General features: G+C 67.6%; 19 protein-coding genes and 2 tRNA genes. 10 read left to right on the top strand and 11 right to left on the bottom strand.

Annotated elements, in window-relative coordinates; translation table 11 throughout:
• Positions 1-85: 85 nt before the first annotated feature.
• The 6 genes from J8I82_RS06720 to J8I82_RS06695 all read right to left on the bottom strand — a co-directional run bounded on the left by J8I82_RS06720 (position 86) and on the right by J8I82_RS06695 (position 6245).
• Entirely contained in the window at positions 86-1015 is a 930-nt protein-coding gene (locus J8I82_RS06720; RefSeq protein ID WP_209755595.1) for a formyltransferase, read from the bottom strand.
• Positions 1015-2004 (bottom strand): glycosyltransferase, encoded by a 990-nt coding sequence (locus J8I82_RS06715; RefSeq protein ID WP_209755558.1) that lies wholly within the window; start codon positions 2002-2004, stop codon positions 1015-1017. The genes J8I82_RS06720 and J8I82_RS06715 overlap by 1 nt, the downstream gene beginning before the upstream one ends.
• Positions 1983-3155, bottom strand: coding sequence for a DegT/DnrJ/EryC1/StrS family aminotransferase (locus J8I82_RS06710; RefSeq protein WP_209755556.1), 1173 nt, complete (start codon positions 3153-3155; stop codon positions 1983-1985). Before J8I82_RS06710 ends, J8I82_RS06715 begins: the two co-directional genes overlap by 22 nt.
• 95 nt (positions 3156-3250) lie before the next feature.
• Positions 3251-3622, bottom strand: coding sequence for an EamA family transporter (locus J8I82_RS06705; RefSeq protein ID WP_029049238.1), 372 nt, complete (start codon positions 3620-3622; stop codon positions 3251-3253).
• A gap of 19 nt (positions 3623-3641) precedes the next feature.
• Positions 3642-5381: a glycosyltransferase family 39 protein gene (locus J8I82_RS06700; protein ID WP_209755554.1), complete on the bottom strand. Its 1740-nt coding sequence runs from the start codon at positions 5379-5381 to the stop codon at positions 3642-3644.
• Between the two features lie 300 nt (positions 5382-5681).
• Entirely contained in the window at positions 5682-6245 is a 564-nt protein-coding gene (locus tag J8I82_RS06695; RefSeq protein ID WP_209755552.1) for an HdeD family acid-resistance protein, read from the bottom strand.
• A 193-nt stretch (positions 6246-6438) separates the two neighbouring features.
• On the opposite strand from J8I82_RS06695, the gene J8I82_RS06690 reads away from it, so the two are divergent.
• On the top strand, positions 6439-7341 hold the full coding sequence (locus J8I82_RS06690; RefSeq protein ID WP_209755550.1) for a hypothetical protein: 903 nt from the start codon (positions 6439-6441) through the stop codon (positions 7339-7341).
• Positions 7342-7431: 90 nt separating this feature from the next.
• Here J8I82_RS06690 and J8I82_RS06685 read toward each other — a convergent pair whose 3' ends face one another.
• Together J8I82_RS06685 and J8I82_RS06680 are read right to left on the bottom strand one after the other, a co-directional pair.
• On the bottom strand, positions 7432-7740 hold the full coding sequence (locus J8I82_RS06685; protein WP_209755548.1) for an amino acid ABC transporter permease: 309 nt from the start codon (positions 7738-7740) through the stop codon (positions 7432-7434).
• Between the two features lie 192 nt (positions 7741-7932).
• Positions 7933-8874: an amino acid ABC transporter substrate-binding protein gene (locus tag J8I82_RS06680; protein WP_209755546.1), complete on the bottom strand. Its 942-nt coding sequence runs from the start codon at positions 8872-8874 to the stop codon at positions 7933-7935.
• A 251-nt stretch (positions 8875-9125) separates the two neighbouring features.
• On the opposite strand from J8I82_RS06680, the gene J8I82_RS06675 reads away from it, so the two are divergent.
• The 7 genes from J8I82_RS06675 (at position 9126) to J8I82_RS06645 (ending at position 16180) form a co-directional block, all read left to right on the top strand.
• Complete coding sequence (locus J8I82_RS06675) at positions 9126-10235, top strand: acyltransferase family protein (protein ID WP_209755544.1); 1110 nt, start codon at positions 9126-9128, stop codon at positions 10233-10235.
• Positions 10236-10468: 233 nt separating this feature from the next.
• Positions 10469-11707: a GTP cyclohydrolase II gene (locus J8I82_RS06670; protein ID WP_209755542.1), complete on the top strand. Its 1239-nt coding sequence runs from the start codon at positions 10469-10471 to the stop codon at positions 11705-11707.
• The gene (locus tag J8I82_RS06665) at positions 11704-13026 is read left to right on the top strand and encodes a URC4/urg3 family protein (protein ID WP_209755540.1); all 1323 of its coding nucleotides are present in this window, start codon (positions 11704-11706) and stop codon (positions 13024-13026) included. Before J8I82_RS06670 ends, J8I82_RS06665 begins: the two co-directional genes overlap by 4 nt.
• A gap of 98 nt (positions 13027-13124) precedes the next feature.
• Positions 13125-13847, top strand: coding sequence for a uracil phosphoribosyltransferase (gene upp / locus J8I82_RS06660; RefSeq protein ID WP_431831530.1), 723 nt, complete (start codon positions 13125-13127; stop codon positions 13845-13847).
• Complete coding sequence (locus J8I82_RS06655) at positions 13847-14569, top strand: TetR/AcrR family transcriptional regulator (protein ID WP_209755537.1); 723 nt, start codon at positions 13847-13849, stop codon at positions 14567-14569. Before upp ends, J8I82_RS06655 begins: the two co-directional genes overlap by 1 nt.
• A 104-nt stretch (positions 14570-14673) precedes the next feature.
• On the top strand, positions 14674-15960 hold the full coding sequence (locus J8I82_RS06650) for an amidohydrolase family protein (RefSeq protein WP_209755535.1): 1287 nt from the start codon (positions 14674-14676) through the stop codon (positions 15958-15960).
• A gap of 133 nt (positions 15961-16093) precedes the next feature.
• Positions 16094-16180, top strand: a tRNA-Leu gene (locus J8I82_RS06645).
• A gap of 95 nt (positions 16181-16275) precedes the next feature.
• Here J8I82_RS06645 and J8I82_RS06640 read toward each other — a convergent pair.
• Positions 16276-16455 carry a diguanylate cyclase domain-containing protein gene (locus J8I82_RS06640; protein WP_245179475.1) on the bottom strand — a complete coding sequence of 60 codons (180 nt, stop codon included), beginning with the start codon at positions 16453-16455 and terminating at the stop codon, positions 16276-16278.
• Positions 16456-16793: 338 nt separating this feature from the next.
• Here J8I82_RS06640 and J8I82_RS06635 point away from each other — a divergent pair, with 338 nt between their 5' ends.
• Positions 16794-16940 carry a hypothetical protein gene (locus J8I82_RS06635; RefSeq protein WP_209755530.1) on the top strand — a complete coding sequence of 49 codons (147 nt, stop codon included), beginning with the start codon at positions 16794-16796 and terminating at the stop codon, positions 16938-16940.
• Between the two features lie 170 nt (positions 16941-17110).
• Positions 17111-18034 (top strand): hydrolase, encoded by a 924-nt coding sequence (locus J8I82_RS06630; RefSeq protein ID WP_209755528.1) that lies wholly within the window; start codon positions 17111-17113, stop codon positions 18032-18034.
• A gap of 108 nt (positions 18035-18142) precedes the next feature.
• Here J8I82_RS06630 and J8I82_RS06625 read toward each other — a convergent pair.
• Positions 18143-18219: transfer RNA gene (locus J8I82_RS06625), tRNA-Arg, on the bottom strand.
• Between the two features lie 73 nt (positions 18220-18292).
• Positions 18293-20002, bottom strand: a complete 1710-nt coding sequence (locus J8I82_RS06620) for an MBL fold metallo-hydrolase (RefSeq protein WP_209755526.1) — start codon at positions 20000-20002, stop codon at positions 18293-18295.
• Positions 20003-20150: the final 148 nt, after the last annotated feature.

The following is a 20150-nucleotide window of genomic DNA, read 5'->3' as shown; positions in this document are numbered from 1 at the left end:
TAGACCTCCCACGGCGTGGTTTCCAGGATGCGGCGCGTCAGGTGATGGCCGATGAAGCCGTTGACGCCGAGAATCAGGACCTTTTTCATCGGTGTTCCTCGTTGCTTTGTTTTATGAGAATCTGGGAAAAGGTATCGGGCGTGACCGGCGCCCCGTCATGCGCCAGCAATTCGGTCACGAGCACCGCGCCGCCATCTCCGCATACGCCAACAAGCCTGCCGTCATGCACATGCAGGCCGGGCGGCAACCCGTCTGCGGCGCTGCCGGCCTGGAGGCGGCGCGCGCGCGCCACGATAAAGCGCTGGCCGGCGACCTCGGTGAACGCGCCGGGGTAGGGCGGCGCGACCGCGCGGATCAGATTGTAGACGCTGGCAGCCGGCTGGCTCCAGTCGATGCGGCCATCTTCCGGCTTGCGCCCCGAGAAATAGCTGCCTTCCGCAAGCCGGTTGGGCCGCCGCGGCGTCTGTCCGGCGATCATCGCCGGCAACACACGCCACAGGGTCTGCTCGGCGGCCACTGTGACCTTTTCAAAGACTTCGCCGGCGGTGTCGTCCGGCAGGATCGGCACGGCGCTCTGGTCGACGATATAGCCGGCGTCGGGCCTGGCCTCCATCGCATGCAGCGTGGCGCCGGTTTCGGTCTCTCCGTGCAGCACGGCCCAGTTCACCGGCACGCGGCCACGGTACTTCGGCAGCAGCGAGCCGTGCATGTTGAAGGCGCCGCCAGGGGCCAGCGCCAGCACTGCCGCCGGAATCATCGCGCGGTAGTAAAAGGAAAAGATCACGTCCGGGCGCGCATCGCGCACTGCCTGCGCGATCGCGGGATCGGCAGGATCCTCGCCGTAGACAAAGGGAAGGCCCAGTTCCGCGGCGGTATCCGCGACCCGGCGGAACCAGATGTTCTCGTCGGGACGGTCGCGGTGCGTGATGACCAGCGCCACTTCCACGCCGCGCGCATGCAGCACGCGCAGGCAGCGGTCGCCGACATTGTGGTACCCGAAGACGACGGCGCGCATCATGGCTCCAGGTTCGTGCGGATGGCGTGCGCCGGGTCAGCCTTTTCCAGCACCGCCTGGATGCGGTAGCGCGGGCGGCCGCGCACTTCCTGGTAGATGCGGCCGACGTACTCGCCCAGCAGGCCCACGCCGAACAGCAGGATGCCGATCAGGAAGAAGTTCATGGCGAACAGCGTGAACACACCCTGCACTTCCGAGCCCAGCACAAAGCGGCGCAGCACCAGCATCACGAACAGCACCCCGGAGAACAGCGACAGGATCGTGCCGATTGCCGAGAACCACTGCAGCGGGACGATCGAGAAGCCGGTCACCAGGTCGAAATTCAGGCGGATCAGCTGGTACAGCGAATACTTCGATTCACCCGCATGGCGCTGCTCGTGGCCGACCTCGATCTCGATGGGATTCGACGCGAAGGTGTAAGCCAGCGCGGGGATAAAGGTGTTGACCTCGCGGCAGGCGTTGATGGTGTCGATCACGTTGCGGTCGTAGGCGCGCAGCATGCAGCCCTGGTCCGTCATGCGGATCTTGGTGATGCGCTCGCGCAGCCGGTTCATCGCGCGCGACGCGTAGCGGCGGAACGCGGTGTCGTTGCGCTGGCGGCGGATGGTGCCGACGTAGTCGTGGCCGGCGCGCATCGCTTCGACCAGGCGCGGGATTTCTTCCGGCGGGTTCTGCAGGTCGGCGTCGAGGGTGATCACGATCTTGCCGCGGGTATGCTCGAAGCCCGCCAGGATCGCCATATGCTGGCCGAAGTTGCCGTTGAACAGCACCACCCGGGTCACGTCCGGGCGCTTGTGGAACTGCGCGGCCAGCAGGGCCGCCGAGCGGTCGGTGCTGCCGTCGTTGATGAAGATGACCTCGTAAGAGTCGCCGAGACCATCCAGCGCCGGATAGAGGCGGTCGAACAGGGCTTGCAGCCCGTCTTCTTCGTTGTAGACCGGAATGACTACCGAAACTTCGACCGGGCTTATTTGGAGAGACGTTTGCATGTTTCGCTGAGGGTTTCGCAGACCCGCTCGACGTCGGCGGCTTGCATCGCGGGGAACAGCGGCAGCGTGACGATGCCGCGCCCGATGCGTTCGGCATGCGGCAGCATGCCTTCGCGCCAGCCGAGCGAGCGGTAGTAGGAAAAAAGGTGGATGGGCGGGTAGTGCACGCCGGTGCCGATGCCACGCTCGCGCAGGGCTTCCATGACCCGCTGGCGCGCCTGCGCCGGACCGCCCTGCAGGCGCCCGGTCGGCAGCACCACCTGGAACATGTGCCAGTTGGTGGTGGCGGCCTGGGCATCGAGCGGCTGCGGCAACTCGATGCCCAGGCCGGCGAGGCCGTGATCGGCGGCGCAGCGGAAGTAGGCCTCGGCCAGTTCGGCGCGGCGCGCGGTAATGGTGTCGAGGCTGCCGAGCTGGGCCAGGCCGACGGCGGCATTGACGTCGGTGAGGTTGAACTTGCCGCCGGGTTCTTCCACGTCCATGCCGTCCATGCCGGTGCGGATCACGCCCTGCAAGCGCAGGCGTTCGGCGCGCACCGCTTCTTCCGGCGTGTTCATCACCAGGCAGCCGCCCTCGATGGTGGTGATGTTCTTGTTGGCCTGGAAGCTGAAGCTGACCAGGTCGCCGAAGGCGCCGATGCGCCGGCCCTGCCAGCGCGAGTCGATCGCCTGCGCGGCGTCTTCGATCACGCGCAGGCCATGTTTCGAAGCCATGGCGTAGAGCCGGTCCATGTCGACCGGCAGGCCCGACAGGTACACCGGCATGATCGCGCGCGTGCGCGGGGTGATCGCCGCCTCGACCGCGTCCAGGTCCAGGTTGCGCGTGCGCGGGTCGATGTCGACGAACACCGGGCGCGCGCCGACCGCGATCACCACGTTGGCGGTGGCGACCCAGGTGATCGGCGTGGTGATGACTTCATCGCCGGGGCCGATATCCGCAATGCGCAGCGCGATTTCCATCGTCGCCGAGCCGTTGGCGAAGGTGCGCACCGGGCGTCCGCCGAACAGGTCCGACAGCGCGGCTTCGAAGGCATGCATTTTCGGCCCGGAGGTGATCCACCCGGACGCCAGCACCTTGCCCACGTCGGCAATGGCGGCAGCATCGATTTCAGGCCGGACAAAGGGCAGGAAGTCGGAGGCAGGAGTGGTCATGGGCTAAAAAACGAAAATCGACGAAGAATCGGCGAAAAATCCACGAAGTATCGGTCCCGGTCGGCAAGGTAGGGCAGGCAGCCAGGGCGGTGCGCTCAGGAACGTGCGATCAGGAAGACGCCAGCCAGTATCAGCAGGATGCCGGCTACGCGCAAGGGCCCGATCATCTCGCCGAACAGCCACCAGGCGGCGAGCGCGTTGACCACGTAGCCGAGCGACAGCATCGGGTAGGCGACCGACACGTCCACGCGCGACAGTCCCACGATCCACACGCCGACGCTGACCACGTACAGCGTCAGGCCGGCCAGCACCGGCCATTGCGTCAGCACGCGCAGTGCCGTGACGAGCAGCGTGCCGCGATCCAGCGTGATCGCGCCGATGGCGTTGACGCCGGCCTTGAGCAGCAATTGGGCGGCTGCATTGAGCAGCACGCCGGTAACGATAAACAGGAAAGTCGAAAGCGTCATGGCGCCGGGTCGTGCAGGGTTACTGTCCTTGGGATGGCGCGTGCGGGCCCTCGCCCGGCAGTGCAAAGTTGGCGACCACCACGCGCCGGCGATCGCCGGCGATCCGGTGCATCGGCACGCCGCGCGCCGCCAGCATCTTGTAGGTTTCGGGCATCATGATCGCCACGGCGCGCTGGCCGTCCTGCCAGCGCGAGACAAAGCCGTCGATGGTGGGGATCCACTTCCGCGGCTCCTGCCCGATGCCGAACGCCAGTTCGTCCCGGTGCGCGACCATGATGGCGGTGCGGCGCAGGTAGAACGGCAGCGTATGGTCGAGCATGCCGACGCTGTACAGCGGCATCTGCGGCGTCAGCACCGCATTGATCGCCGGCACCAGGTCTGCGCCGGAACTGGGCCGTCCCATCGCCTCGTGGCCACGCAGCGCCACCGTGCAGCAGGCGAACATCGCCAGTGCGTACACCACGATGCTGGGAAACACGCCGCGCGTTCGCAGCAGCCGCCGGGCAGCCACGGCCCCGGCCAGCATGATGGCAAAGGCAATGGCGATCCAGAAGGTGAATTCGCGGTATACGGCATTGGGCGTGCCCGGCTTGTCCAGCATGGCAACGAAGGGGCACGCCAGCAGCCCGATCACGCCCAGTGCAATCACGGCATTGACCTGCCAGCGCCACGCGCGTTCCGTGACCGTATCCAGCGCCACGCCAGCCAGCAGCGCCAGCGCCGGGAAGATCGGCACGATATAGCCCGGCAGCTTGGAACCCGACAGGCTGAAGAACACGAAGATCGCCACGGCCCATAGCGCCGCCAGCAGCGCAGGCTGGAAAGGCCGCGGCGAGGTGCCGCGCGCGACGCCGGCGCGCTCGCGCACCGCCTGCCACATCTGTGGCGCCAGCCCAAGCCAGGGCAGGAATCCGGCCAGCAGCAGCGGCACGAAGAACCAGATCGCGCCTTCGCGCTGGTGGACATGCGAGGTATAGCGCTGCCAGTGCTCGTGGATAAAGAAGAAATGCGGGAATTCAGGGTTGCGCACCGACACCAGCCAGAACCACGGCACGGTGACCGCGAGCAGAACCGCCGTGCCGGCCAGCAGATGGAGCCTGCGCCACAGGCCCAGATCGCGCGTGGCGAGGGTATAGACCACCAGCACCAGTCCGGGCAGTGCCAGCCCGACCAGGCCCTTGACCAGCACCGCCACGCCCATGGCAGCCCAGCACGCCAGCATCCAGTTGCGGCGCGCTGCGGGCGTGGCGTCCGGGTGCTGCGCGATCAGCATGCAGCCCAGCACGCACGCCATGGCGCCGGCCAGGGTCATGTCAAGCGAATTGAAATGCCCGGCGACATTCCACATCGGCGCCGCCAGCAGCGCCAGCCCGGCCAGCAGCGCCACGCGCTGCCCGTACCACCGTGCCGTGGCCAGCATGGTCACGCCCAGGCCAAGCAGGCCGGACAATGCCACGCACAGGCGCGCCTGCCAGTCGCCGACGCCAAACAGCGTATAGGCCAGCGTGGTCACCCACAGGTGGAAGGGCGGCTTCTCGAAGTACTTGAGTTCGTGATAGCGGATCGTCACCCAGTCGCCGGTGACAAACATCTCGCGCGCGATTTCGGCGTAGCGGCCCTCGTCGGAGCGCAGCAGGTGGCGCATGTCGAGCGTGCCGAACCAGACCAGCAGGATGGCAAGGCTGACCAGCAAGACAGCACTGGTGGTGGCGGCACCAACGGACAGCCCGGCATACCGCGAGGTCGATGAACTACGCATAGAACTCCTGGAAAAACGACGGATTGGGATGGTCTTGCGTGGGTGCGCGACGACGGGAAGCCATCACAACGCATCGTGCCGTCATTTGGTGGACAGCCAGCCGGCGGCCTGGCCAAGGCAAGCCGAACACCATGCGGGATGGCCACGCCGATGGCCGTTGCCGGGCGTCCGGGACGCCACAGCCGCGGCAGGGCCACGCGCGGCGGGCAATGGTAGCACGGCGGCGGAGTGCACCTCGAGTCGCCGCGATCTGACGGCGGGCGGTCGCTGGTGGGCCGCAGGGTGGCCCCAGGGTCGAGTTCAGGCGGCCTGGATGCCTGCTGCGGCAGGACGCGCGCGGCGCAGGCGGAACGCGACGCCGATCAGCAGGATGCCGCACACGATGGCCCACGCGCCGATCATCCACAGCACCGCCAGCGCCCCAGCGAGCGGCTGCCACAGCACCAGGAAGGCAAAGGCGATGCTGACCAGCCCGGTCAGGATCAGCCACCACTCGTTGGGAATCTCCTTGCGCAGCCGGATCGCGGCGACGATCTGCAGCACGCCGGTGGCCAGCGACCATACCGCGATATAGACCAGCAGCGACAGCGCGGTGATGGCCGGGCTGAACCAAGTCAGCGCGCCCACGCCGAGACCCAGCAGGCCCTGCAGCGCAAGGATCCAGCGATCGCTGGTCTCGCGATCCTTGCCGGAGATGGCCATGACCAGCGCCATCAGCCCGTCGGCCGCGGCAAACGCGCCGAACACGATCACCAGCGCGGCCAGCGTGGCGATCGGCGCGAAGAACGCGCAGACGCCGAATACCAGCGCAAACAGGCCGCGCAGGGCGACCACCCACCACAGTTTCGCGTAGTACTGAAGCATGGGACCTCCTGTGGGCCCGCGCGCGGGCCGGTACACGGGAACAGCCCGGCGGTCGCAGACGGTGGCGCAAGCCGCCGCTTAGGGTCAGCGAGATAGCCACTTGCACGAAAAACACGAATAATCTGAATGGCCAGGGGACGTCTGGCAGGCCGGGCGCGATCGGGGCGCCAAGACATTCTAGACAGGGATTCATGTGAAGACAAAGGCGCAGCAAAAACGGCTTGCAAACCTTGCCACGCTGGCAGGCATGGTGCTGGCCATGCCGGCGGCGGCGCAGCCGGCCCCGTCTACTGGTGCTGCGGCGACCGCGGTCAGCGCCGCCGCGCAGGTGGCGGCCACGCAGATGGCCGCGTCGGCAGCGGCGGTGCTCTGCAACGCACCGTGGTTCCGCTCCGGCTCGCATGTGCAGATGGAGGGCGACGGCGCCCTGCCGATGTCGATCCGCATGACTCTGCGCGACGTCGGCCGCAGCGCATCCGGTTGCCGCGCGCAACTGACGGTCAGTTCCAAGTCCGCGATGTCGGCGCTGATGGGGCCGCCAGTCATCATGGAGCAGGTGCACGAGGTCGTGATCGACCGGCGCACGCCGAATGACCAGACCAGCATCGAAAGCCAGCATGCCATCATCAATGCCCGCGCGCGCTATGCGCGCATGTATGGTGAAGCCTCGTTCCGGGGCAAGGGCGTTTTCAACTACGCCGGCATGGACCTGCGCGAAGGCAGCACGCTCGACGGCGAGATGTTCCAGTCCAGCGTGTCGCTGAAGGTCTATCCCCTGGGCTCCGACGAAGTGGTCAGCTCCATGCGCGCCTTGCATGCATCGATCCATATCGGTTCGCGCCAGGTTGGCCGCCGCCAGATGATAGAGACCGTCATGGGGCGCAAGGAGTGCCTGCCGATCACCTATGAGAAGCGCACGTCGCTGGGGCCGGTGATCGTGGGCGAGGAAGTCGTGCAGGTCGAACCCTCGGTGATGCACGTGACCGACTGGTATTGCCCGTCCGATGCCTTCGTGCTGCGCACCGAGGTGCGGCAGGATGGCAATGTGCAGCGCATCGACGTCACGGCGCTGGAGCGTGACACGCAGGCGCCTTGAACAGACGTTGTACAGCCCTGAGCAGGCTTTGGCCGGCGCAGGGCGCAAAAAAACCCGCCGAGGCGGGTTTTTCGCTTTAGCCGTTGCCGTTCAGCTGGCGGCCTGCGCCGGAGCGGCCTTCTTCTTGGCCTTCTGCTTGGACGACTTCTTGGCCGGTTTCGGCTCGGTGGCCGGTGCGGCGGGGTTCAGGTCGCTGCGCGTGCTCTTGTTTGCGCCCTGGCTGTACGGATCGAACTTGTCGCCGGACTTCGCACCCTGCGAGTACGGGTCGAACTTCTCGCCCGACTTGGCACCCTGGGAATACGGATCGAACTGCTTCTTGCCGGTACCCTGCGCGTGAACGGCCAGCGAGGCAGCGCCAAGGCAGAGCGCGATCGCGGTCGCGACAAACTTGTTCATGGTTTCTCCTGAGAAATGCCGCCGTCGGGCGGTCGAGTATGTGGCCTGTCCCACGCGGGGATGGCTCGGGCCAGTGTCGCCAACATCGTTTGTCGCTGTCAACTTGGGGCTTGCCCGGCGCGGCACTCTCATGGAAACCCTGAATTGCGGCCCCGGACCGTTTGCGGTGGGGCCCTCCCGGTGTGACCGGGGTTACTCGGTGACGGCGTCCGACGGGTGCTTCCACGCCGCGCGCACCTCGCCCGACGGCGCCAGCGCCAGGTTGATGCCGCGGCTGCCGATGGGCTGCTGGAACCAGCGCTTCTGCAGCGCGATCACGTCCGGGCCGGTGAAGGCCGTGGCCAGTGCCTGGTCGACCAGGCGCTTCCATTCCGGGTCGGCCTTGGACAGCATCAGCGCGTTCTGCTCGATCGACAGGGACGGGCCCACGATCACGAACTGCGACGGATCCTTGGCGCGCGCACGCAGCCCGGCGAGCAGCACGTCGTCCATCACGAAGGCCTGGGCGCGGCCGGATTCCAGCAGCAGGAACGACTCGCCGTGGTCCTTGGCGTAAACGTCGCGGTAGCCATACTGGTCCTTCAGGCGGCGCACGTGACGGTCGCCGGTCGAGCCCGCGCTGGTGACCACGGTCTTGCCGCGCAGGTCGCCGAAGGTGCGGATGCCGGAGTCCGCGCGAACCAGCATGCGCACGGTCGAGACATAGTGCGAAACGCTGAAGGCCACCTGCTTCTGGCGCTCGAGCGAGTTGGTGTTGGGGGCGCAATCGAGATCGACCAGGCCGTTGACCACGGCGGGAATGCGGTTCTGCGGCGTCAGCGGCATCCAGCGCACTTTCAGTTCTTTCAGGCCGAGCTTCTGGCGCGCCGCTTCGGCAGCACGCAGGCACAGCTCGACCGCGTAGCCGGCCGGCTGGCCCTTGTCATCCGCAAAGGAAAAAGGCAGCGCCGATTCGCGATAGCCCAGCACGATGGTGCCGGAATCACGGATCTTGTCGAGCACGGGGGTTTGCGACTGGGCATTGGCCACAGACGGTGTCAGCGCGGAGGCCATGACGCCGAAGGCGAGCGCCGCCAGGGGGCGGCGCGCGTCGGACAAGCGGGCAAGCAGGGAAGACAGGACAGAGACGGACATTCGGGAAACCGGGTAGCTGGCCGGCGGCGCGGCAAAGACGCTAGGGTATACCCCAGACTTCGCTTGGCGAAGGATAAAGTCGTCATAAGCAAATGCCTCTCTGGTGAGACATGGAAACCCAAAGCAGGCAAAGGGCAACAATCGCTGCCAGTGTGTAACCATTCCGCAATTTGTGGATACAGCGCCACATGTCAATCAGGGTAAGCAGGTAGAATCGCGCCTTTCGTGCGCTTTGTCAGATTCCAAGAACAATGAGCCCCCGTCCGTCACGCCTGCCCTGCATCGACGCGCTCAAGGCGGTCAGTTCCCAGCTGATCGTGCTGCATCACCTCGCCTTCTACGGCCCGATGTCGGACACCGCATACCGCCTTGCCCCGGGGCTGGTGGACTGGCTGTACGACTACGCCCGCATCGCGGTCCAGGTGTTCCTGGTGATCAGCGGCTTCCTCGCGGCGCGCAGCCTGGCGCCGCACGGCCGACTGGAAATCCTCGAGCATCCGCTGGCAATGCTGTGGCGCCGTTACCTGAAGCTGGTGGTACCTTTCGCCGCCGCGCTGCTGCTGAGCATTGCGGGCGCCGCGCTGGCGCGGCAGTGGATGATCCATGAATCGATCCCGGCGCCTCCGCAGCTGACGCAGTTCGTGGCGCACCTCACGCTGCTGCATAACGTGCTGGACGTCGATGCGCTCTCGGCCGGTGTCTGGTACGTCGCGATCGACCTCCAGCTGTTCGGCCTGCTGCTGCTGGCGCTATGGGCCGCACGCGCGCTGGCGCCGCGCCAGGCGCAGGCGGGCGCGGCTGCCGGCATCGGCGTGGTCGCGCTGCTGGCGGCCGCATCGTTGTTCTGGTTCAACCGCGATGCCGCCTGGGATATCTGGGCGGTGTACTTCTTCGGCGCCTATGGCATGGGCACGCTGGCATGGTGGGCCTCGAACCCGGGCCGGTCGGCCATGCCGCTGCTGGTGCTCGGCGCGGTAGCGCTGGCGGCGCTGATCGTCGATTTCCGCCTGCGTATCGCCGTGGCGCTGGCCACCGCGCTCTTGCTGGCGGCGGCCCGCCGCGGCGGCTGGATGGAGCGCTGGCCGCGCGGCCATGTGGTCGGCTTCCTCGGGCGCATTTCCTATTCGGTTTTCCTGGTGCACTTCCCGGTATGCCTGCTGGTCAATGCGCTGGTGTCGAATCTTGCGCCGGGGCAGCCGGTGCTGAACGCGCTGGGCATGGCGGCTGCGTGGGCGCTGAGCAACGTTGCCGGTGCGCTGTTCCATCGTTACGTGGAAAGCGCAAGCCCGCTGGCGGCGCTGCGCGCGGCGTGGGCATGGCTGTCCGACTCGCGCGGCTCGGCGAGCCGTCCTACCGTGTAAGGCTTGCAACCCCTGCGCGCGCGGCAGATGCCTCCTGCTGGTGCGCGCGCACTGGCGGTGTCATGCTGCCGGCACGTCCTGCGTGCATGGATGCCGCCCCGGTTGCGTACGGCGCCAAACAGAGTGCGGCAAAACTCGCGTAAACCGGCATTGGGCGATGGCATGGACGTTGCCTAGTATGGAAGTGTAAACCTGACCATTTGGTCAGGATTCCATCGGGAACCGAGGGTGCCATGTCCGATCATATCGTCCTCACTTCGCACGCGCGCCGCGACAAGCCGGCCGAGCCGATCCACTGGGGTGCGCCCACCGCCGCCGAACGCGGACCAGTGATCGCCAGCCTGGCGAATCCCGCGCAGCGCAACGTGATCGGCACCCATGCCGGCGCCTATGCCATCTACCGCGCGCTGGCGGTGGCCTCCGGTTCGCTGCAGCGCGACCATCGTCCCGACCTCACCGATACCGCCCCCGCCGAGTCGATCGGCCCGCACCCGCAATGGGCCGATCCGGAAAAGATCGTCTCGCTCGATCCCTGGGGCCATCTCGTTTCCTCCGTCTTCGCCGACCGCATCGCTGCGGGCGTGGATATCCGCCCGACCATCGCGATCACGCGCGCGCATATCAACATGCCCGAACTGATCTCGGCGATGGCTGCCGGCCGACTGACGCCGGACGGCAGCATCCTCTATGCCAATGGCGACGTGCGCGTGACCAAGGCGGCGGTCGATCCGGTCTGGTACCTGCCGGGGCTGGCGGCGCGCTTCGGCATCAAGGAGAGCGCGTTGCGGCGGGGCCTGTTCGAGCAGACCGGCGGCATGTTCCCGGAACTGGTCACGCGGCCCGACCTGAAAGTGTTCCTGCCGCCCATCGGCGGCATGACGCTGTACTTCTTTGGCGACGTCAGTCAACTCGGCAAGCCCGAGACAAAAGTGGCCTGCCGCGTGCACGATGAATGCAACGGATCCGACGTGTTCGGGTCAGACATCTGTACCTGCCGGCCGTACCTGGCACATGGCATCGAGGTGTGCATCGAGATGGCGCAGCAGGGTGGTGTCGGGTTGGTGGTCTACAACCGCAAGGAAGGCCGCGCGCTGGGCGAGGTGACCAAGTTCCTGGTCTACAACGCCCGCAAGCGGCAGGCCGGCGGCGACCGGGCCGAGACTTACTTTGCCCGCACCGAATGCGTGGCAGGCGTGCAGGACATGCGTTTCCAGGAACTGATGCCGGATGTGTTCCACTGGCTGGGCATCCGCCGCATCGACCGCTGGGCGTCGATGAGCAACATGAAGCATGGCGCGCTGGTGGCGCAGGGGATCGAGGTGGTCGAGCAGGTGGCGATCCCCGAAACCCTGATCCCCGCCGACGCCCGTGTCGAGATCGACGCCAAGGTGGCGGCCGGCTACTTTACGCGCTACACGCCGCCGGATGCCGATGAACTGGCCCTGGCAAAGGGCAGGGGGTTGAACGAATGACAATGTATCCCGAAGAGGATCGTGGCGGCATGGACCGTCGGGGAGCAGGCGAGGAAATGCGTCCGGGCGGGGGCTGGCTCAGCCCGGTGCCGGAAGGGCATCCCGCTTCCGCGCTGCTGTGCGCGGAAGCGGTGCGCACGCATTGCGCGGCGGTCACCGAGCATGTGGCCAGCGGCGCGTCCGAGTTGTTTACCTGGCATCCCGACCGTGTCCACGCGATCGCAGACTACGTGGCCAGCACCATCCGGCAGCGTTATCCGGACCTCCAGGTGCCTTACCACAGCCGCTGGCGCCACTTCGAGAGCGGCGGCGTCGACCAGCGCGTCGACCGCTGGCAGGTGCTGTGCGAGCGCGCCGGCCTGAGCGGGCCTGAGCACCGCGAAGAGCGCGCGCGCATCGGCATCGACCTGGTGATCCCGAGCGTACTGCTCGACGCCGGCGCTGGCCCCGACTGGCGCTACCGCGATCCGGCCAGCGACCTGGTGCTGACCCGCTCCGAGGGGCTGGGCGTGGCCAGCTTCGTCCTGTTCGCGCGCGGCGGCTTCTCCGCGGCGCCCGGCGATCCGCTGCGCGCGGATGCCGAGCGGCTGCAGCGCATCGATGCAGACAGTATCGCCCACGCCTTCCAGGTCGCGCAGCACAACCCGCTGGTAGGGCTCGAAGGGCGCGCCGGGCTGTTGCGCCGGCTGGGCGAGGTAATGGAAGCGACGCCCGCCCTGTTCGGGCGGCCCGCGCGGCTGGGCAACCTGTTCGACTACCTCAAGGCGCATGCGGTCAACGACCGGCTCGATGCCAGCTTCCTGCTGCGCACGCTGCTGGTGGGGCTGGGACCGGTATGGCCGGGGCGCATCGTGATCGAGGGTGTGTCGCTGGGCGATTGCTGGCGCCATCCGGCCGCGCCCGGCGGGCTGGTGCCATTCCACAAGCTCACGCAGTGGCTGACTTATTCGCTGCTGGAACCGCTGGAGGACGCGGGCCTGACGGTCACCGGGCTGGATGCGCTGACCGGGCTGCCCGAATACCGCAACGGCGGCCTTCTGTTCGACTTCGAACTGATGGTGCCGCGCGATGCGTCCTTTGCCGCCGAGCCGCATGCGGTGGACGAGCCCGTGATCGTCGAATGGCGCGCGCTGACGGTGACCGGCCTGGACCTGGTGGCCGATGGCGTGCGCCAGGCGCTGGGGCTGGCGGAAGCCGACTTCCCGCTGGCGCGCGTGCTGGAGGGCGGCACCTGGGCCGCGGGCCGGCGCATTGCCGCCAAGCGGCGCGCGGGCGGTGCGCCGCCGTTCAGCATCATCAGCGACGGCACCGTGTTCTGAGCACGGCGGGCGCCTTCGCGCGCCCGCCGCGATTGTCCGCAATCGGCAAGGTTTGCGTTGGAAAACGTGGCACCAAACATGGCATCAGGAGCGTCCCCATGAACGACATGTCCGCTGTTCCCGCCGCTGTTCCCGCCGCTGTTTCCGCCGCTGTTTCCGCGGTAGTCACCCGCGACGACGACGCCGAAGGCATGCCCGGCGTGCTGGTCGTCAACCATCCGCTCGTGCAGCACAAGGTCACGCTGGTGCGCAGCGAGGAAACCACCACCGACAATTTCCGGCGCCTGGTGCGCGAGATCAGCCAGTTGCTGACCTACGAAGCCACGCGCGATCTGGCGATGGAGACCATCGCCATCCGCACCCCGATCGCGCCGACGCAGTCGCGCGTGCTGTCGGGCAAGAAGCTGTGCCTGGTGTCGATCCTGCGTGCCGGCAATGGCTTCATCGACGGCATGCTGGAGCTGCTGCCGGCGGCGCGCGTCGGCCATATCGGGCTGTACCGCGACCCCGAGACGCTCGAGCCGATCGAGTACTACTTCAAGATGCCGGAGGATATCCAGGAGCGCATGGTCATCGTGGTCGATCCGATGCTGGCCACCGGCAACTCGGCCATTGCTGCGTTGAACCGGCTGAAGGAGGCGGGCGTCACCACCATGAAATACGTGTGCCTGATCGCCTCGCGTCCGGGCTTGCGCGCGCTGCGTGCCGCGCATCCCGAAGTGGGGATCGTCACCGCCGCGATCGACGAGACGCTCAACGAGCACGGCTATATCGTGCCCGGCCTGGGCGATGCCGGCGACCGCCTCTACGGCACACGGTGATGGACCCGCGCGCCAGCGCCCCATCGCCCCGGCCGCTGCCGATGCACGGCGCGCAGCTTGCGCACGAAAGTCCCGCCGGCCGCATCCGGCAGGAGAACCAGGCGATGATCATGCGCGCGGCCGAGTACGTGTTCGCGCGCGCCGGGTTTGCCGGCGCCACCATGGCCGAGATTGCGACGCGCGCCGGCGTGCCCAAGTCGAACCTGCACTACTACTTCCGCACCAAGCAGGCGCTGTACCGCGCGGTGCTGGCCCACACGCTGCAGCTCTGGCTGTCCGAGACCGATATCATTCGCGCCGAACTTCCGCCGCAGGTGGCGCTGGAGCAGTACATCCGCGCCAAGATGCGCTTGTCTGCCAGCCATCCCGATGCCTCGCGCGTGTTCGCCAACGAGCTGCTGCACGGCGCGCCGGAGATCGGCGAGATCCTGCGCCATGCGTTGCGCGAACTGGTGGCGCGCAAGGCCGCGGTGGTGCAGCATTGGATCGACAGCGGCCAGATGGCGCCGGTGGACCCGCAGCACCTGTTCTTCACCATCTGGGCCGCAACGCAGACCTATGCCGATTTCGAGTCGCAGGTCTGCGCCGTGCTCGGCGTGAGCCGGCTGGGTCGGCAGGACTATGCGCAGGCGACCGAACATCTGGTGGCGCTGCTGCTGCGCGGCTGCGGCCTCGCACCCGAGGCCATGACCATGCAGGTGCTGGCCGACGGGCAGGGATGAGCGCCTCGTCCGCACGCGCGCTGCCTGCGCCTCGCGCGGCCATGCGATCATGCGCCGTGCTTACCGTCAGAACCTTGTCCGGACCGTTCCCGTAAAGACACCCCATGCTCGACCTGATCCTGCGGCACTGCAACCTGCCCGACGGGCGCACCGGCATCGATATCGGCATTGCCAATGGCCGCATCGCCGCGGTGGAACCCGCACTGGCCGCGCGGGCCGCCGAGGAAATCGATGCCGCCGGCCAGCTGGTGACGCCACCGTTCGTCGACGCGCATTTCCATATGGACTCGACGCTGTCGTACGGGCTGCCGCGCGTGAACCAGTCCGGCACTCTGCTCGAAGGCATTTCGCTGTGGGGCGAACTCAAGCCGATGCTGACGCAGGAAGCGCTGGTCGAACGCGCACTGGCCTACTGCGACTGGGCCGTGGCGCGCGGGCTGCTGGCGATCCGCTCGCATGTCGACGTCTGCGACGCGCGCCTGCTCGCGGTGGAAGCGCTGCTGCACGTGCGCGAGCGCGTGCGTCCTTACCTCGACCTGCAACTGGTGGCGTTCCCGCAGGACGGCGTCCTGCGCGCGCCCGGCGCGATGCAGAACCTGACGCGCGCGCTCGATATGGGCGTCGACGTGGTCGGCGGCATCCCGCATTTCGAGCGCACCATGGCGCAGGGTGCGGAATCGGTGCGGCTGCTGTGCGAGCTGGCGGCCGAGCGCGGGCTGCGCGTCGACATGCATTGCGACGAAAGCGACGACCCGTTGTCGCGCCATATCGAGACGCTGGCGAGCGAGACGGTGCGGCTCGGCCTGCATGGCCGCGTGGCCGGCTCGCACCTGACCTCGATGCACTCGATGGACAACTACTACGTGTCCAAGCTGATCCCGCTGATGCGCGAGGCCGGCGTCGCGGCGATCGCCAACCCGCTGATCAACATCACGCTGCAGGGCAGGCACGACAGCTACCCCAGGCGCCGCGGCATGACGCGCGTGCCCGAACTGCTGGCGGCGGGCGTGCCGGTCGCGTTCGGCCACGACTGCGTGATGGACCCGTGGTACGGCCTGGGCTCGGGCGACATGCTCGAGGTCGCGCACATGGGCCTGCACGTGGCGCAGATGACGGGGCAGGAGGCGGTGCGTGCCTGCTTTGCCGCGGTGACCGCGACGCCGGCGCAAATCCTTGGCCTGGACGGCTACGGCATCGCGCCGGGCTGCCGGGCCGACCTGGTGCTGTTGCAGGCGCGCGACCCGGTCGAGGCGATCCGGCTGCGTGCCACGCGCCTGCGCGTGCTGCGTGCCGGCAAGACCATCGCCGGCACGCCGCCGGCGACGGCGGCTTTGCAATTGCCCGGACGGCCGGCGCAGGTGGATTTCATGCGCGGGAGTGGTGCTCAATAATTGGCTTGCACCCGGTTCACGCCAGATCCATGCCGCATGCCTGCACAGATTTTTGCTTGAGGGTGTTGACAGCGTCGGGTACGGGCGGCATAATCTTTTTCTTCGCATCGCAGCAGCAATGCAGCGAAACGAAGCCCAGATGGCGGAATTGGTAGACGCACTAGGTTCAGGTCCTAGCGGTGGCAACACTGTGGAGGTTCGAGTCCTCTTCTGGGCACCAATTTTCGGAAAGGCTCGCGCAAGCGAGCCTTTCGTCGTTTACGGCCTCGGATCCTGGTCGCAGAGGTCCCGTCGATCGAAATCCCGGTGGCGAGCTCAGGCCGCAGGGCCCCCTTCTTCGCCCTGCGCTTCGCGCACGCAATTGCGCCCCTCTGCCTTGGCCCGGTACATCGCCGCATCGGCCGCGGCGAACAGCTGTTGCCAATGACGTGGCCCGCCGTGCCCGATCGCGACGCCGAAACGGGCCGTCACCTGGAGGGGCCTGTCGCCGGGCATGCGCACCGGACTGATTGCGAGCGCCGCACATCCTGTCCGAAAAACCGATGATTCGTGTCGGCGTAGGCGTGTTCCAGCGCGGGCGAGTTGCCGGACATGTCGTACGCAGGCCCGGCCAGCTGCCACAGTTCGAGCAGCCGCCCGCGAGCGCCGTGGCATCGCCCAGGCTCTGCACCGGCATCGGCTGCTGTGCCGCGACGGGTGCCATGATCTGCGTGGCAATGCGTCCGCCATACTCGCGCAGCTCGCCCGGCATCTTGCCGGGCAGCGCGGGAGCGGCGAGGCCCTCGTGACACGCGGACAGCTCGCGCGCTTGCCAGGCGATGGCGGGCTGCAGCATGTCGACCACGTCGAACCTGCTTTCGATGGCCTGGCGGATTGCTTCCATGTCGCGTTCCGCAAGTGGGCGATCGGCCAGCCGGTCGATCTCGGCGCGCGCCGTGCTGCAGCCGCTCGCGCACGCGCGCGATTCCACCGCGCCTTGATCCGCGCCGGCGGCGCCGTCTGGTGCCGATGTGTGCCGCGCGCGCCGCTGTCATCCGCGCGCGCCATTGCCATCGCGCGCTCACCAACATTCCCGGCTTACGCAAGCGGTCGGATTGACCTATGCTCAAGCTCATCGGGCAGGCAGATATAACGTCCGAAGGTGGTTGCCATGACTATGGTCTTGTCATCATCGAGAGAGAGGGAGGCGGGGTCTTGCTCCGGTTGGCACCCGTGTGCCGCGCATCCGGGTCCGATCCTGCATCACCTGCAATGCTGCAGCATCCTGGCCGTGCTGATGTGTGCGCTGGCCCACGCGGATGATGCGGTTCCCGAAAGGGTTGCGGACAGCCAGGGCGTCTTCGGCTGGGACCAGCCGCTGCAGGCGCAGGCCGCGCCAGCGCCGGTCGCCGAGGCACCCGAGACGCTGGTGGCCGGCGCCGACATGCCGGCCGGCGCGCCCGCATTCTTCAGCAGTGCCCCCGAACCCGTCACCATCGAGTACGCGACGCGAGCGCCGGAGCCCTCGTCGTCATTGCCGCTGGCAAGGGGAGCGGGGCCGGACGACGACGCGCCGGGTCTGGCCGCCGTGGACCGCGATCTCGTCGCCGTGGCCGATCGCCCGCGCCGCCTGACGCTGCACATGGACGATGTCACCAGCGCCGGCGGCTTTGTCGACAGCCGCGTGCGCACCATGGCGCTGGCGGTCGATGCAGTGGTGCCGCGCGCCGGCGGCCTGACGATCCAGCCGCGACTGCAGCTGGCCTACCAGCCCGGCATGTCGCCGGTCAGCGGCGTGCAGGCGCAGGGCATGCCCGGCGATTCCAGTGCCACCGGCATCGGCATACGGCTCTATGGCGCGCAGCCGACACGCCTGGCCGGCATCTATCCGTTCGTTGAAGCCGACTGGTGGCAGGACAGCCGCAAGCAAAGCATCAACATCAACGGCACGAAGATCGATGCCGACCTGCTGCGCGGGCTGTTCTCGTTCAATATTGGCGCGCACGGCAACACGGCAACCGGCGTGAAGCTGTGGTTCAAGGTGAAGGCGGGGCGCAATCCGGGAGGTACGGTCGGCGCGAGGTACCGGTGGTAGTTTCAGAGTGGCGGCGAGCGCTTGCGCACAGTGGTGCGCGTCCTTCGCGCAGAGGCGCCATGAAAAAAGGGCTTCCGTTTCCGGAAGCCCTTTTCCTTTCTGCATAGGTGGCGCGGCTGGCAGGATTCGAACCCACGACCCCTTGGTTCGTAGCCAAGTACTCTATCCAACTGAGCTACAGCCGCACACGAGAGGCCGAATTGTAGCGGAATTTCGGGATTGCGCAAGGGGTCCGCGAAAAAAACTTTTGCGGACCGCTTACGCCATCATCTCCGACCAATCCCCGTCCGATTCGCGTGCCTTGCCTTCATCGCGCAGCTTGAGCAGGTGCGCCAGCAGCGAGCGCTGCGCGACCGGGTGCATGCGCGGCGGCACGTCGTCATAGACACGCAGCACCAGCGCTTCGATCGGCGCGGGCCCAAGTTCGCGCAGCGCGGCCGCGACCTTGGCTTCACGCTGCAGCCGGTGGCGGACCAGCAGGCGGATCGCGTCCTGTGGACGTGCGATCAGGAAGCCGTGCCCGGGGGCGAGCCATTCCAGGTCTTCTTCCTGCAAGGCGGCCAGCGAATCAAGATAGGCGCGCATGTCTCCGTCGGGCGGTCCGATCACGACCGTCGAGCCCTGCATCACGTGGTCGCCGGTGAACAGCGTCTTTTCTTCTTCGAGCAGGTAGCACAGGTGGTTCGACGCGTGGCCCGGCGTATGGCAGACACGCAGCATGCAGCCATCGCCGATGGCGATGCGCTCGCCGTGCGCGAGTTCGCGCTGCGGCGCGAAGCTCGCGTCCTGCCACTGGCCTGCCGGCGCGCCACGACCCAGCACGGTTGCGCCGGTCGCAGCCTGCAGCGCTGCCGCCGCGGGCGAATGGTCGAGGTGCGTATGCGTGGCGAAGATCCAGCGGATCGGACCCGGCGCCGCGGCCAGGATGGCGCGCACATGCTCGGCATCGTCGGGGCCGGGATCGATCACGGCCCATTCGTTGCGCGCGCCGCCGCCGACCAGGTAGGTGTTGGTGCCGGGGCCGGTCATCACGCTGCCGTTGTTCGCAGTTAAGCGCCAGACGCGCTCGGACAGTTGCACCGGCAAGCCGGGGCACAGTTCGTAACGGCCATGGTGCCGGCCTTCGGGGTCGATGCGGCCGATCTCGGCATAGCACGCCTCGTTGGGCATCACCGGCCGCACGCCTGCGGCGCCGGTGGCCAGGCGCGGCATGATGCAGGCGATGCCGCGCAGTTGCGCCGCATACGCAAAGCAGGCCTCGGCGTTGTCGAATTGCGCGATCGCTGCCAGCGTGCGGCGCGTGACGTGCATCATCGGCAGGCCGCTGGCCGGATCGGCGGCTTCGGCAGGGCGGATCCAGCGGTGTTCGACGATCTCGTTGCCATCGGCGATTACCTCCTGGCCTTCCGGCGCGATGGCGACGAAGAAACGCGTATCGAAGCGCTTGGGCAGGCCCGGCGGCGTGAGCCAGTAGCTGTGGTAGGCCAGCCGGTCGGCCGCCAGCCGCAGCCCGAGTTGCGCGCATGCATGCGCCAGGCCGGGTCCGCCGCGCTGCACGGCGGCGCGCAGCAGCGCCTGTTGTCCGGCGTCGAGGGCATCGGCAGGCAGCAGGCGTCCGTCGCTGCCATAGGCGAACAGCAGGCCGGCTTCTTCGAAGCATTCGCGTACCGCGGCAACATAGAAGTCCAGGCCGCCAGCAGGCAGCCCCAGGCGCTCGCTCGCGGCGATGTCGTCGAGGCCGTGGGCATGCGCATGCAGCGCCTTGTCGTGCAGTGCGTCGAGCGTGCCGCCGGGGAACACATAGGCACCGCTGCTGCGGTCGTTGGCGCGCTCGACGCGGCGGACCAGCAGGACTTCCATGCCGGCGGGCGCGTCGCGCACGACCAGCAGGCTGGCGGCATTGCGCAGCAATGGCGCGGGAATGGCGGTGGTGGCAGGGCGTGCGCCGCTTGTCTCTGTGGTTGTCATTGTGTCGGCATCGTGGTGTCTTGCGGCGCCGCGCGCTGCGCGCCGGCGCCGGGAGCCGATAGTGTAGCCGCGTTGACAGATTCGCAATCGCGGGCAAATCCGGGGGGCGACTGGGGCTGCCCGGCGTGGCCGGCTTTGGCTTTTCCGC

It is taken from the genome of Cupriavidus consociatus (genome assembly GCF_017814975.1).
Lineage (GTDB): Bacteria > Pseudomonadota > Gammaproteobacteria > Burkholderiales > Burkholderiaceae > Cupriavidus > Cupriavidus consociatus.
The sequence above is the reverse complement of the archived record's forward strand: the minus strand, read 5'-3'. Positions and strand labels throughout refer to the sequence as shown.